General features: G+C 69.2%; 11 protein-coding genes. 4 read left to right on the top strand and 7 right to left on the bottom strand.

Annotated elements, in window-relative coordinates; translation table 11 throughout:
• The first annotated feature begins 6 nt into the window (after positions 1-6).
• Positions 7-1,092 carry an aldose epimerase family protein gene (locus ACIQF0_RS12710; RefSeq protein ID WP_401028410.1) on the top strand — a complete coding sequence of 362 codons (1,086 nt, stop codon included), beginning with the start codon at positions 7-9 and terminating at the stop codon, positions 1,090-1,092.
• A gap of 1 nt (position 1,093) precedes the next feature.
• On the opposite strand, the gene ACIQF0_RS12705 is transcribed toward ACIQF0_RS12710, so the two are convergent.
• On the bottom strand, positions 1,094-1,426 hold the full coding sequence (locus ACIQF0_RS12705) for a hypothetical protein (protein ID WP_401028407.1): 333 nt from the start codon (positions 1,424-1,426) through the stop codon (positions 1,094-1,096).
• 207 nt (positions 1,427-1,633) lie between these two features.
• On the opposite strand from ACIQF0_RS12705, the gene ACIQF0_RS12700 reads away from it, so the two are divergent.
• The gene (locus ACIQF0_RS12700) at positions 1,634-3,151 is read left to right on the top strand and encodes an AMP-binding protein (RefSeq protein ID WP_401028404.1); all 1,518 of its coding nucleotides are present in this window, start codon (positions 1,634-1,636) and stop codon (positions 3,149-3,151) included.
• A gap of 12 nt (positions 3,152-3,163) precedes the next feature.
• Complete coding sequence (locus ACIQF0_RS12695; protein ID WP_401028402.1) at positions 3,164-3,394, top strand: sigma factor-like helix-turn-helix DNA-binding protein; 231 nt, start codon at positions 3,164-3,166, stop codon at positions 3,392-3,394.
• Here ACIQF0_RS12695 and ACIQF0_RS12690 read toward each other — a convergent pair.
• The 6 genes from ACIQF0_RS12690 to ACIQF0_RS12665 all read right to left on the bottom strand — a co-directional run bounded on the left by ACIQF0_RS12690 (position 3,381) and on the right by ACIQF0_RS12665 (position 11,219).
• The gene (locus ACIQF0_RS12690; RefSeq protein ID WP_401028399.1) at positions 3,381-5,309 is read right to left on the bottom strand and encodes a family 43 glycosylhydrolase; all 1,929 of its coding nucleotides are present in this window, start codon (positions 5,307-5,309) and stop codon (positions 3,381-3,383) included. The two genes, ACIQF0_RS12695 and ACIQF0_RS12690, sit on opposite strands and share 14 nt — an antisense overlap.
• On the bottom strand, positions 5,306-6,934 hold the full coding sequence (locus ACIQF0_RS12685; protein WP_401028396.1) for a glycoside hydrolase family 27 protein: 1,629 nt from the start codon (positions 6,932-6,934) through the stop codon (positions 5,306-5,308). The genes ACIQF0_RS12690 and ACIQF0_RS12685 overlap by 4 nt, the downstream gene beginning before the upstream one ends.
• Positions 6,935-6,990: 56 nt before the next feature.
• A complete protein-coding gene (locus ACIQF0_RS12680; protein WP_401028394.1) occupies positions 6,991-8,454 on the bottom strand; it encodes a non-reducing end alpha-L-arabinofuranosidase family hydrolase in 1,464 nt (487 codons plus the stop codon).
• Between the two features lie 206 nt (positions 8,455-8,660).
• Positions 8,661-9,707, bottom strand: a complete 1,047-nt coding sequence (locus ACIQF0_RS12675; RefSeq protein ID WP_401028391.1) for a LacI family DNA-binding transcriptional regulator — start codon at positions 9,705-9,707, stop codon at positions 8,661-8,663.
• Positions 9,689-9,811 (bottom strand): hypothetical protein, encoded by a 123-nt coding sequence (locus ACIQF0_RS12670; RefSeq protein WP_401028388.1) that lies wholly within the window; start codon positions 9,809-9,811, stop codon positions 9,689-9,691. Before ACIQF0_RS12670 ends, ACIQF0_RS12675 begins: the two co-directional genes overlap by 19 nt.
• Before the next feature lie 70 nt (positions 9,812-9,881).
• Positions 9,882-11,219 (bottom strand): glycoside hydrolase family 6 protein, encoded by a 1,338-nt coding sequence (locus tag ACIQF0_RS12665; RefSeq protein WP_401028385.1) that lies wholly within the window; start codon positions 11,217-11,219, stop codon positions 9,882-9,884.
• Positions 11,220-11,788: 569 nt separating this feature from the next.
• On the opposite strand from ACIQF0_RS12665, the gene ACIQF0_RS12660 reads away from it, so the two are divergent.
• A complete protein-coding gene (locus tag ACIQF0_RS12660) occupies positions 11,789-13,162 on the top strand; it encodes an endo-1,4-beta-xylanase (protein ID WP_401028382.1) in 1,374 nt (457 codons plus the stop codon).
• Positions 13,163-13,179: the final 17 nt, after the last annotated feature.

Raw genomic sequence — 13,179 nt, 5'->3', positions numbered from 1 at the left:
AGTTCGATGTCGCAGCGGGAACCCGAGCTACGCCGGGAGCAGTTCGGCCGGGTCGGTGACACCGACGTCCACCGGTACGTCCTGGCGTGGCCGGGTGGCCTCACCGTGCGGGTGCTGGACTACGGCGGGGTGATCCAGTCACTGGAGGCACCGGACCGCCACGGCGTTCCCGCCAACGTGGTGCTCGGCTTCGGCTCGCTCGACGACTACGTCGCGAACAGCCGGGCCGACGCGACCAGGGTGTTCTTCGGCGCCGTGATCGGCCGGTACGCCAACCGGATCGCGCGCGGCGCCTTCACCCTCGACGACGTCCAGCACCAGCTTCCGCTCAACAACGGCCCGAACACCCTGCACGGCGGACCGGCCGGCTTCGACACGCGGGTGTGGTCCGCGACCGAACTGCACGAGTCGGACAGCGTGGGCGTGCGGCTCGAACTGATGAGCCCGCACGGGGACGGCGGCTTCCCCGGCGCCGTCGACGCGCAGGTGACGTACCGGCTCGACCGGCACAACCGCCTGAGCATCACCTACCGCGCGACGACGGACGCGCCCACCGTTCTCAACATGACCAACCACACCTACTGGAACCTGGCCGGGGAAGGCAGCGGCGACGTGCACCGCCAGTCGCTGATGCTCAACGCGAGCCGGTTCTGCGCCGTCGACGAGGCCCTGATCCCCGTGGGAGGTCCCGTGCCGGTCGAGGCGAGCCCGTTCGACTTCCGGCTGCCGACCGCGATCGGCGCCCGCATCCGCGCGGCCCACCCGCAGCTGCGGATCGCGGGAGGCTACGACCACAACTGGGTGCTGGACTCGTCCGGTGCCTCGTTCGCCGCGCAGGCCTGCGATCCGGTGTCCGGGCGGCTGCTGACCCTGTGGACCAGCGAGCCGGGCCTGCAGTTCTACTCGGGCAACTTCCTGACCGACGACCTGGTCGGCACCGGCGGCCGCCCGTACGGCCGCGGCGCCGGCTTCGCCCTGGAGGCACAGCACTTCCCGGACTCGCCGAACCGCCAGGACTTCCCCAGCACGGTGCTGCGGCCCGGCGACGTCTACCACCAGGAGACGGTCTTCCAACTGTCCACCACGGACTGAGCTACGCCGCGTGTGAGCACGTGGGGCAGCTGCATTCAGCACACGTGCAGTTGGCACACGAGTCAGTGCAGCTGTCGCACGCGCACTGGGCGTGGTTGCAGGTCGGGCAGTCGCATTCCGAGCAGTCGCACTGCGCGCACGAGTCCGCGCAGTGCGCGCACCTGCACTTGTCGCACTCGTCGTAGTGCACGCCGCGATCCGTCACGTGTTCGCGGTGCAGGTGCCCGTCGTGCAGGTAGTCGACGTGGTCGCGGTGCACGAGGGCGTCGTGACCGCAGCCGGGACCGTGGGTGTGGCGGTGCAGCTCGGCGGGAGCGTGCTCGACAGTCGTCATAGGACAGATGCTCATATGCGCAGACGACTATGACAAACGCAGAGGCCGATGATCAGCCGCATGGGTGACGGCCAGGCGACAGCAGGCCGTGCAAGGCGCTGGGACACAAGGACTTAATCGATTCGACTGCTGAATCGACAACGCGAGAACTTCCGAGGGGTCACTGTCGTTCACGTGACGGCACACCGCTCAAGGGAAGGGCCTGCCATGGCAGCCGAGTTCCAGGAATCCGCCCTTCGGGAGCTGTCCGCGGCCGACCGCGCGCTGTTCCGGACGTTCGGTGCCGGACCGATCCGCACCCCGCCGTTCGACCACGTCCACCACGCCTTCGAGACGCACGCCGCGCGGCGTCCGGACGCGACGGCGGTGGAACACCTCGGCGAGTCGCTGACCTACGCGGAGCTCGACGCCAGAGCCGGGCTGCTGGCCGAGTACCTGATCCGCGGTGGCGTGCGCCCCGGCGACCACGTGGGACTGTTCCTGACGCGATCGATCTCCATGGTGGTGGGCGTTCTCGCGGTGCTCAAAGCAGGAGCGGCCTACGTGCCTCAGGACGTGAGCACCACGCCGGAGGCTCATCTGCGGCACGTCGTCCGCGCCGCGCGCATCGACGTGGTGCTCACCACGAGCGCGGACGCGGTGCCCGGCCACCTCGCCTCGGTCATCGCGATCGACACCCTGCCCGGCGTGAGCACCTTCTGCCGCACGATCACCGCCGACTCGGACGTCGCCGCCGTCGTCTTCACCGGCACGAGCGGTGTGCGCGTGACCCACGCCAACCTGTGCAACCTCCTGCTCACCGCTCCCGGATCACTGGCCGTCGCACCGGGGACCAGGGTGGCGCAGCTGCAGAACATCGCCTGCGACCTGGCGATGTGGGAGGTGCTCGGCACGCTCGCGAACGGCGGCACGCTCGTTCTCCGCGGCGACGACGCCGAACGGACGGCGCGGTCGGTGGACGTGGTGATCGCCACCCCCGGTGTGCTGGTGTCATTGGACCCTGATGCGTGTCAACGGATCCACACGGTCGTGGTCGCCGGTGAACGGTGCCCGCAGGCGCTGGCGGACACGTGGTCCCGCCGAGTGACCTTCTACAACGCTTGCGGCCCTGCCGAGGTCACCGTCGTCAACACCATGCAGCGCCACGAAGCCGGCACCGGACGACTCACCATCGGGCGGCCTGTGCCGAACACGACCGTGTACGTGCTCGACGACGACCTGCGGCCGTGCCCGATCGGCGCCATCGGCGAGATGTGGGTGGGCGGAACGGGCGTGACCGCCGGCTACGTGGGCGATCTCGACCTGACAGCGCTGCGGTACCGCCCCGATCCGTTCCTCGGCGGAGATCACCTGATGTTCTGGACGCGCGACCTCGGCAGGTGGACGGCCGACGGCGAACTGGAGCACCACGGCCGCACCGGCGACCAGGTCGAGGTGCTCGGGTACCGGTTCGAGCTGGACACCGTCACCGCGGCGCTGGAGGGCGCGGCGGACTGCGAGCGCGCCACGACCCTGGTGCACGACGGCAGGCTCGTCGGGTTCATCAGTCCCCGCACCGCGGCGCCGGAGGTGGCGAGGCGCACCGTCTCCCAGCGGCTGCCGCACTACTGCGTGCCCACGCTGATCGTTCCGGTCGACGCGCTGCCGACCACCGAGCGCGGCAGGGTCGACCGGCGCGCGCTGCTGTCCCGGTTGGACGGACTCTCTCCGGCTTTCCGCTCCTAGGTGCGAGCCTCCATGGACGCCTTCGGCGGACAGCGCGCCGGCGACTCGCTGGTCGCCGACGCGCTGTCCGCGTTGGAACCCGAACACCGGGTGGTGATCGTGCGGGCCTTCTACCGCGGTGAGTCCGTGGCCGCGCTCGCCGACGCGCTGGATCTGCCGCAGGACACCGTGAAGACGCGGTTGCTCCACGGCCTGCGCGCGTTGAGGCTCGCGTTGCAGGAGAACGGGGTCATGGAGTCGTGAGTTCGAAGCGCTGGACGGTGACCGCGCCGCCCAGCGCCAGCGTGGCGTGGTTGAAGATGCCGAACCGGTAACCCATGAAGAACTGCCAGTCGTTCTTCAGCGTGAAGCCGCTGCCCAGTGACGCGAAGTTCACGCCGTCCGTGCTGTAGGAGAACCGGGCCTGCCGTCCGCTGCCGGGACGGATGTCGGCGTTGGCGCGCAACCAGATCCGGGTGCCGGTGAGATTCGCGCTCGCGACCTCGGAGCCGGTGCCGGTGGTGTTCCAGTTGCTGTCCATGGTGAGGCCGTTGACCATGACCACGCGGGTGCGGCCGCTGTCGCGCTTGATCCCGATCCACGCCGAGGAGTCGCGCAGCATGGCCAGTCCGGTGCGGTCGCCGTCGCGCATCGACGCGAGGTCGAGGGTGACGGTGGCCGTGGAGGTCGGGCCCTGTATTCGGTGGGTGAGGGTGTTTCGGGCGTTGTACAGGTCGTTGGTGACGGTCGCGGTGGACAGCCGCAACCCGTTGCCGACGCTGTACTTCGTGGGGTCCGGGTTGTGGTTCCACTCCCACCGCGGCTTGAGCGCGGTGCCGCCGAAGACGTCCACCCCGGTCATGGGTTCGACCTGACGCGACGGCAGGTTCGGCATCGGGTAGTTCGCGCCCCAGCCGCCGTTGACGGTGGTGATGCGCGGCCAGCCGTCGGAGGTCCAGGTGATCGGCGCGAGCACCGGCACGCGGCCGCCGGGGTAGGCGTCCACGAAGGCCAGGTAGTACCAGTCGCCGTTCTGCGTCTGCACCATGCCGCCCTGGTGCGGCACTCCCCCGCCCTGGATCGGCGTGGGCATGTTCAGCAGCACCTGCTGGACGGTGTACGGGCCGAACGGGCTCGACGACTTGAGCACGTACTGGCCGTTCGCGGGCCTGGTCAGCCAGATGTAGTAGTTGCCGTCGCGCTTGTAGAACCGCGCGCCTTCCAAGGTGCCGATGCTGGACGGTGTCTGGAACACCTGCTGCGAACGCACTTCCGACTTCCCGTCCGCCGACAGCTGCGCGACGCTGATCGTGGTGTTGCCGTACGCGACGTACATCGTGTCGTTGTCGTCGACCAGCATTCCCGCGTCGTAGTAGCACTTGTTGATCGTGGACAGCTTCGACCACTGACCGTCCACGGCCGTGGCGGTGTAGATGTGGGTCTGGGCGAAGTCGACGCACCCGCCCCAGTAGAAGGTGTTGTTGCTCTTGCGGTGGTTGAGGAACGAGGCCCAGATCCCCCGCACGTACCCCCTGCTGCCGTTCAGGTCGTACTTGGAGCCGAAGTCCAGGCGTGGCACGGAGTGTCCGGCGAACTCCCAGTTCACCAGGTCGTAGGAACGCAGGATGGGCGCTCCCGGCGAGTAGTGCATGGTCGACGCCGAGTAGTAGTAAGCGTCGCCCACGCGGATGATGTCGATGTCCGCGAAGTCCTGCCACAGCACCGGGTTGTTGAACGACGACGGCCGGGGTGCCGACGTGGTGGTGGTCGGTTCCGCGCCGCCGTTGCAGGTGGTTCCGTTGAGGCGGAACGACACCGGGTCGGGGTTGGCGGAGCCGGACGTGGCGTTGAACCCGAACTCCACCTTGCCGCCGGTGGGCACGGATCCGTTGTAGGAGGCGTTGCGCGCGCTGACCTCGCCGCCGCTCTGCGTGATCACCGCGTTCCAGTGCTGCCCGACCTGCTGGCCGGAGGCGTACGCCCACTCGAGCGTCCAGCCGGTGATCGCGTCACCGGTGTTCGTGACGGACACGGACGCGCCGAAGCCGCCCTGCCACTCGGAGGTCCTGGTGTAGGTGACCGAACAGCCGGGAGCGGCCTGTGCGGTCGTGCCGGCGGCGAGTCCCGCGGCCATCAGCGTGAGGGCGGACACGGCCGCCGCGCTGGGAGCCCACCTCATGATCGCGACCACCTCTGGTTGGTCTGGCCGTTGCAGGTCCACAGCACCAGCTTCGAGCCGTTGGCGGTCGCGGCCCGTTCGACGTCGAGGCACAGACCGGCGTTCGTGTTGCGCAGCGTCCCGTCGGAGCCCAGCGTCCAGCGCTGGTTCGCCTGGCCGTTGCACTGCCAGACGATGACCCTCGTGCCGTTGGCGGTGCCTTGGTCGTACGCGTCGAGGCACTTGTCACCGAACACGCGGACCTCGCCGTTCGTCCAGGAGGTCCACCGCTGGGAGGCGGGGGTGAGGCAGTCCTGGATCACGACCGCGGCCCCGGCCGCCGTAGAACCGTTCTCGACGTCGAGGCAGCGGTTCGACCCGGCGCCGCGCAGCCGGGAGGTGGTGTTCGCCAGCGGGCTGCCGCCGGTCACCCGGAACGCGGTGACGCCGTGCGCCGCCACGGTGGCGGAGATCGCGCCCGACGTGCCGCCGGTCCAGAGGTCGGTCAGCGTGAAGCCGTTGCCGGACAGGCCGATCTGGGCGGCCGTGGTGGCGACTGTCGCGGTGCCGCTGCCCCGGTTGAACAGGCCGACGGCGACCGAGCCGTCCGCGAGCGGTTTGGCGAACACCTCGGTGGCGCCGTCGTCGCGCACCCGGCGCCCGCCCGCGCCGAGACTGTCCTGGTTCACGGCGATCAGGCGCTGGTTGCGCAGGACCGCGCTGACGTCGGCGGACATGGTGCGGATGTCGTTGCCCGCCATGAGCGGCGCCGCCATCAGCGCCCACAGCGTGAAGTGCGACCGCGACTCGGTGAGCGTGAGGCCGGGGCGTCCGACGACCAGCATGTCCGGGTCGTTCCAGTGGCCGGGACCGGCCTGCATGGCGAGCGGGGCGGTGATGTCGACGACGTTGCCCACGCCCATGGGGTAGCTGTTGGTGTTGCCGTTCTGCCAGATGTCCAGCAGATCCTCGGTGGTGCGCCACAGGTCGGCGACCTCGCTCCAGTCGTACCTGTCGCCGGTGATCGCGTGGAAGCTGTTGGGGTTGATGCTGTAGACGATCGGCCGGCCGGTGGCGCGCAGGGCGTCCCGCATGATCGTGAACCGCGCGACCTGCTCGTCCCTGCTCCCGGCGCCCGAGCACCAGTCGTACTTCAGGTAGTCCACGCCCCACGAGGCGAACGTGGTCGCGTCCTGGACCTCGTGGCCCTTGCTGCCCGTCGAACCGGGGTGTGCCCCGGTGGTCTGCGCGCAGGTGCGTTCGTTCGGCACCTGGTAGATGCCGAACTTCAGGCCGCGCGCGTGGATGTAGTCGCCCAGCGCCTTCATCCCGCTCGGGAACTTCGACGGGTGTGCGCGCAGGGTGCCGCCCGAGTCTCGCTGAGGGTCGAACCAGCAGTCGTCCACGACGACGTACTGGTAGCCGGCGTCGCGCATGCCCGAGGACACCATCGCGTCGGCGGCCTGGCGGACCTGGCCCTCGGTGATGCCGCAGCCGAAGCTGTTCCAGCTGTTCCAGCCCAGTGGCGGGGTCAGGGCCGGGCTGCCGGGCGCCGCGGGTGCGTTGGGGGCGTGGACGGTGAGGGTCGCCAACGCCACCGCCAGCACGGCGGCGAGGTGCGTGAGTTTCCTGGACCGGACGGGCATCGTCGCCCCTCTCTGGCAGGGAAGGCGCCGCCGGGTGTCCGGCGGCGCCTCGAGGATCAGCAGGTCGAGTTGGTCTGCGTCAGCAGGCCGAGCCGCCAGGGCAGCCGGTTGTAGTCACCGCCGGCGTTGGGATCCAGGCCCTGGTAGAGGTAACTGAGCTTGCAGGGACTGATCTCCATCGTCTGGTCGACGTTCGTGCGCACCATCTCGCCGTGGCTGATGTCGCGGGTCCACTGTCCACCCGGGAACGTCACGTTGTTCGCGCGGGCGAACGGGTTCGACTCGCTGTCGGCCAGGGCGGTCCACGCACCGGCGATGGAGGACGCGGTCCACGAGCGGAACCAGCGGCGGCCGTCGGACCCGATCGCCTCGTGCACCAGCAGCCACTGGTTCTTCCCGGCGATCTTGTAGACGTTGGACGCCTCGAACAACCGGTTGCGGTTGCTGTCCTGCATGGCGATCACCGTGTTGGTGAAACCGTTGGGGAACTGCGCGAGGCTGGTCTCCGACCGGTAGAGGTGGCCGTTGTCGTCGGAGGAGAACAGGTAGCACTTCGCGGTGTCGCACACCATCCAGAAGTCGACCCAGTAGCCGTTGCCGATGTTGTCGCGGATGATCTGCGGCATCCCGTTGGCGTAGAAGTTCTTCGGCGTGGACCAGGACGCTGGGTTGGAGATGTCGGACGTCGTGGAGTACGAGGCGTTCGAGCCGGTCTGGTAGACGAGGTACCAGAGGCGTTGCGGCGCGAAGTAGAACACCTGCGGCGCGGCCCGGTAACCGGTGCCGACACCCGAACGGTCGAGGTAGTAGTGCGGTGCCGCCGACGCCTGGGACCAGTCGCTGAAACTGGTGTACATCAGGTTGTAGCCGTCGGTGTACGTGGACGCGAAGACGTGGTACTTGCCGTTGTAGTACACGACACTCGGGTCCTTGACCGCGACGTTCGCGTGCGTGGCGTCCGGCTTCGGGCTGATCAGCACTCCGCTGGAGTTCCAGCGGAAGCTCGACGGCAGACTGCCCACCGGCGGGTTGCCGGTCGTCGTGGTGGTCGTGGTGGTGGTCGTGGTCGTCGTCGTGGGTCCGACGTCGCCGGTGCACAGGGTGCCGTTGAGCGTGAACGCCGTGGGGTTCGGGTTGGTGGTTCCCGAGGAGGAGCCGTTGAAGCCGAACTCGACCCGGCCGCCGGTGGGGATCGTCGCGTTGTAGGAGACGTTGCGCGCGGTCACCTGGCTCCCCGACTGGGTCGCCTCGGCGCTCCAGGCCTGCTTCACCTGCTGGCCCGCGGCGAAGCTCCAGGTGAGCGTCCAGCCGTTGATCGCGTCACCGAGGTTGGTGACGCTGACGTTCGCCGTGAACCCACCGTCCCACTGGGATGGTGCCGAGTACGTCACCGAACAGCCCGGCGCGGCCGCGGCGGGAGGCACCGTCACCGCGGCGAGTGCGGTCACGGCGATCAGCGGTACCGCGGCGGCGGCCGCGAGCCGGGCACGCAGGGATGTGAACGATCGTGCGAAGACCATGATCACCCTTCGTCGTCGGAGGGAGCGGCAGCAGGATCACGCACTGGCGCGGGAGATCAGCGACAGGGGCTGCTCCCAGCAATGTAGAAGACCCCGTCCCGCAGGGTCAAAGCTAAATGTGAGCGCTAACTTTTAGCGGATCCTGATCCAGATCCGCCAGAAGCGCCATCTGGGCCAATCCGGCTGTTAACGCGAACAACCGGGCCTCAGCGTCGCGGCGGTGCCACTGAGCCGCCGTCGCGCAGCGGCATCGGCACCCGGTGGACCAGCGGAGCCCGAACACCGCGAGGCCGCCGTTCCACGATCTCCACCAGGATCCTGACCGCCTCTGCGCCGAGCTCGTGGTGCGGCACGGCGACGGTGGTCAGCCTGGGCCGCATCCACGAGGCGACGGGGTGGTCGCCGAACCCGAGCACGGAGACTTCGCCGGGCACGGAGAGCCCGGCTTCGGCGAGCGCCTGGCAGGCCCCGAACGCCAGGCGGTCGTCGAAGCACACCAACGCGCGAGGCCGATGAGCCCCCAGCAGCCGCCGGGTCGCGTCGTAGCCCTCCTGCGGAGTCCACTCCGGACAGCGATGCGCGCCGGCGACCTGCACGCCCGCGGCCTCGAACACCTCGCGCATCCCCGCGAGGCGCTCCACGGCCGCGACGCCGCCGGGTGGGTCGTCGCAGGGACCCACGCCGATCAGGTGCACGCCGCGCACGTGCCCGGCCTCGACCAGTACACGTGCCGCCGAACGGCCGCCCTGCCTCTCGTCGGACATCACCGACGGAACACCGGGACGGGACGCGGTGGCGTTGAGCAGCACCACCGGCACGTCGCGCAGACCGTCCGGCAGGGCGACCGGCCTCGGGTGCGTGGCGGCGAGGACGATGCCGTCGGCACGCCGGTCGCACATCGCCTCGAACAACGCCCGTTCCTCCACCGGGTCACCCCGGGTCTCCCCCACGAACAGCACCGACCCACGCCGGTGCGCCGCCTCGAGCGCGCCCCTGACCACGTCGCCGGCCGGCGCGGACGAGGCGAGGGTGTCGAGCACGAACCCGATCGTCCGCGAGCGTCCCGGACGGGGTCTCGGCACGAGGGCGCCACGCCGATAGCCCAGTTCCCGGGCCGTGGAACGCACGCGCCGCTCGGCCGCCTCGGAGATGCGCAGTTCCCGCGCCCGGCCGGTCAGCACGAGCGACGCGGTCGTGACCGACACCCCGCTCGCCGCCGCGACGTCGGCCAGGGTCACGCGCGTTCGTCCCACCGCGGCTCCGCCTCCCCTACGGGCCACGCCACGTCACGGCCGAAGTGCCGCGAGATGGTCGTGGCCACCCGCTTCACCCGGACCGGTGGCAGTCGTGCGTCCACACAGGACTCCGCCGCGCACGACGCCGGGTCCCGTCACGGCGATGCGGTGACGGGACCCGCTTTCCTCGCCTCAGGAACAGGCGACGCCGTTCAGCACCGGCGACGCGAACGGCGGAGTGCCGTTGTAGTTCGCGTTGAACCCGATGCTCAGCGTGGCGCCGGACGCCAGTGAGCCGTTCCACGCCACGTTCGCCACCCGGACCACGTCGCCCGTGTCGGTCCAGGTGCCGTTCCAGCCCTGGGTGACGGACACGCCGGGTGCCGAGAACGTGAAGGTCCAGCCGTTGATCGCCGGTCCGCGGTTCTCGATCACGATCTCGCCGGTGTAGCCGCCGTTCCACTGGCTGACCACGCGATGGGTCGCCTTGCACCCACCGCCCGGATTGCCGCCCGTCGTCGTGGTGGTGGTCGTCGTGGTGGTGGTCGTGGTCGTCGTGATCGGCCCCGCCGCCATCGCGAGGTCGTAGGCCCGCTGCGGCACGAACTGACCGGCCGGCGCGATGCAGCCGTCCGACTCGCCCGGCAGCTTGACCCACAGGAACGCCTCGATCTTCGAGTCACCCGTGTTCGTCGTGCTGGGCGTGCCGATCGCGCGGCCGGCCGGGTCGCACCACTCGCTGCCGGCGGGACCGTTGCCGTTGCGGCTGGTGTCCACGACCGCCTTGAGACGGCTGTCCCCGACGGCGTTGAGGACGTTCTTCGCGAAGTTCACCTCGTCGGACGTGGCGCGGTAGTTCGACACGTTGGTCGAGATGCCGTCGGCGCTGTTGGAGATGTCCGCGCCGCGCAACCGGTTCGCGGCCTCCGCCGGGGCCAGCCACGCGGAGTGCCCGATGTCGAAGTACACCTTCGCCTGGCCGGAACCGGACTTCAGCCTCTTGCCCGCGTAGGCCATCGACGCCTTGGTCTGGTTCTGCTGGTCGGTGTTCTGGCAGGTGGTCATCAACGGCAGCACGTCCGGTTCCAGCACGATCGTCGCCGGACGGCCGGCCAGGCCCGCGGCCACCTCGTCCACCCAGGCCCGGTAGGCCTCGTGCGAGGGCGCCCCGCCACCGCTGGCACCCCCGCAGTCGCGGTTGGGGATGTTGTAGACCACCAGGATCGGGATCTTCCCGGCGGAGGCCGCGGCACCGACGAAGGAGCTGATCTCCGAACGCACCGTCGAGGTGTTGGTGGTGGTGTACCACCGGGCCTGGGGAACCGAGGCGACGCGGTCGCGGATGACCGGCGCCCGCGAGTCGCCGGGATTCGCGGCCACCCACCGCGCGCTCGAGCTCGACGGGTCGACGTAGAACGCCGACTCGGCGGCGCTGACGTTCGCGCCGGTGCCGACGACCAGGGCGGTGACCCCGGTGACGACCGCGCCCGCGAGCACGCACGCGCCCGTTCCCCGCTTCCACCGTGCCATCGTGCTTCCTCTCCGAGTGCTGGTCGACATTCGCGGATCAGACGAACCCGGCGGGGCGGCACGGGTCGACGGGGAAGCACCGGCGCGAGCCGGATCGGTTGCTCTCATTCAGGGTCCTCGCAGCATCGTCGCTGGTGGGCATGAGGGATCACGGCGCGTGAGAGCGCTCCCACGATCGGCGTGCGAATTCCACCGCCGAGTGGTCGAGCACCAGGTCCACATCGGACCAGCGCCGCGGAAAGCGAATACGAGTTGCGGCCAATGTAGCCGCGAAACAAAGTTCGGTCAACGCTGAAGTTGTTAGCGCTCACTTTAGCGGAAAGAAGTTTCGAAACTTGTTCGACGAATGTGCTCAAACGGTTTGGAGTTCACACTGGGAGCGCTCCCCTACATTCCTACGCCGATCAGGTCAACCTGCTGTCGAATTCGACAACGCGTTCTTGTGAGCGCGAACAGCGAGCTGCGACACTCGTTGTCGCTCAACGGGATCCGGCCCTGGCGCACCGGATCTCGTGAGCTGACCCTGCCCATCACACCCCGCGACGGGTGTTCCTGCGAAAGTGTGAATGATGAAACTGACATCGAAGTCAGTGGCCCTGATCCCGATCATTGCCACGGTCGCGACAGCGGTAATCGGCGCCACCCTGATCGCACCACCCGCCGCGAACGCGGCGACCACCCTCGGCGCGGCCGCCCAGCAGAGCGGCCGTTACTTCGGTACCGCGGTCTCGGCGAGCAGACTCGGTGACTCGACCTACACCGGGATCCTGAACCGCGAGTTCGACATGGTCACGGCCGAGAACGAGATGAAGATGGACGCGACCGAGCCGAACCAGAACCAGTTCAGCTACGGCAACGGCGACCGGATCCTGAACCAGGCCCGCAACCAGGGCAAGCGAGTCCGCGGGCACGCTCTGGCGTGGCACTCGCAGCAGCCCGGCTGGATGCAGAACATGTCCGGCACGTCGCTGCGCAACGCGATGCTGAACCACGTCACGCAGGTCGCGACCTACTACCGCGGCAAGATCTACGCCTGGGACGTCGTCAACGAGGCCTACGCCGACGGCAGCGGCGGCGGACGCCGTGACTCCAACCTGCAGCGCACCGGCAACGACTGGATCGAGGCCGCCTTCCGCGCGGCACGGGCGGCCGACCCCGGCGCGAAGCTCTGCTACAACGACTACAACACCGACGACTGGTCGCACGCGAAGACCCAGGGCGTCTACCGGATGGTGCAGGACTTCAAGTCCCGCGGCGTCCCGATCGACTGCGTCGGCTTCCAGTCCCACTTCAACTCGCAGAGCCCCGTTCCCTCCAACTACCAGACCACCCTGCAGAACTTCGCCAACCTCGGCGTGGACGTGCAGATCACCGAACTGGACATCGAGGGCTCCGGGAGCTCCCAGGCGTCGAGCTACGACCGCGTGACGCGGGCCTGTCTCGCCGTCTCGCGGTGCACCGGCATCACCGTGTGGGGCATCCGCGACACCGACTCGTGGCGCGCCTCCGGCACCCCGCTGCTGTTCGACGGCAGCGGCAACAAGAAGGCCGCCTACAACTCCACGCTGAACGCGCTCAACGCGGGTGGTGGCACCGACCCGACGACAACGACGACGACCACCACCACGACGACCACGAGCAACGACCCCGTTCCTGGCGCCTGCAGCGCGTCGGTGTCGTTGAACCAGTGGGGCGAGGGCTTCGTGGCCACGATCAAGGTCACCGCGGGTTCCAGCGCACTGAGCGGCTGGAAGGTCACCACCACCCTGTCGAACGGCACCGTCACGGGCTCGTGGAGTGCCACCCGCAGCGGCAACAACGGAACCGTCGTCTGGTCCAACGTGGACTACAACGCCAACGTGCCCGCCGGCGGGTCCACCGAGTTCGGCTTCCAGGGCAGCGGAAGCGGGGCGGGTCTGAACCCGGCCTGCGCCGCGAGCTGACGTCCCGCACCACCCAC

The organism is Lentzea sp. NPDC092896, assembly GCF_044754905.1.
GTDB lineage: Bacteria > Actinomycetota > Actinomycetes > Mycobacteriales > Pseudonocardiaceae > Lentzea.
The sequence above is the reverse complement of the archived record's forward strand: the minus strand, read 5'-3'. Positions and strand labels throughout refer to the sequence as shown.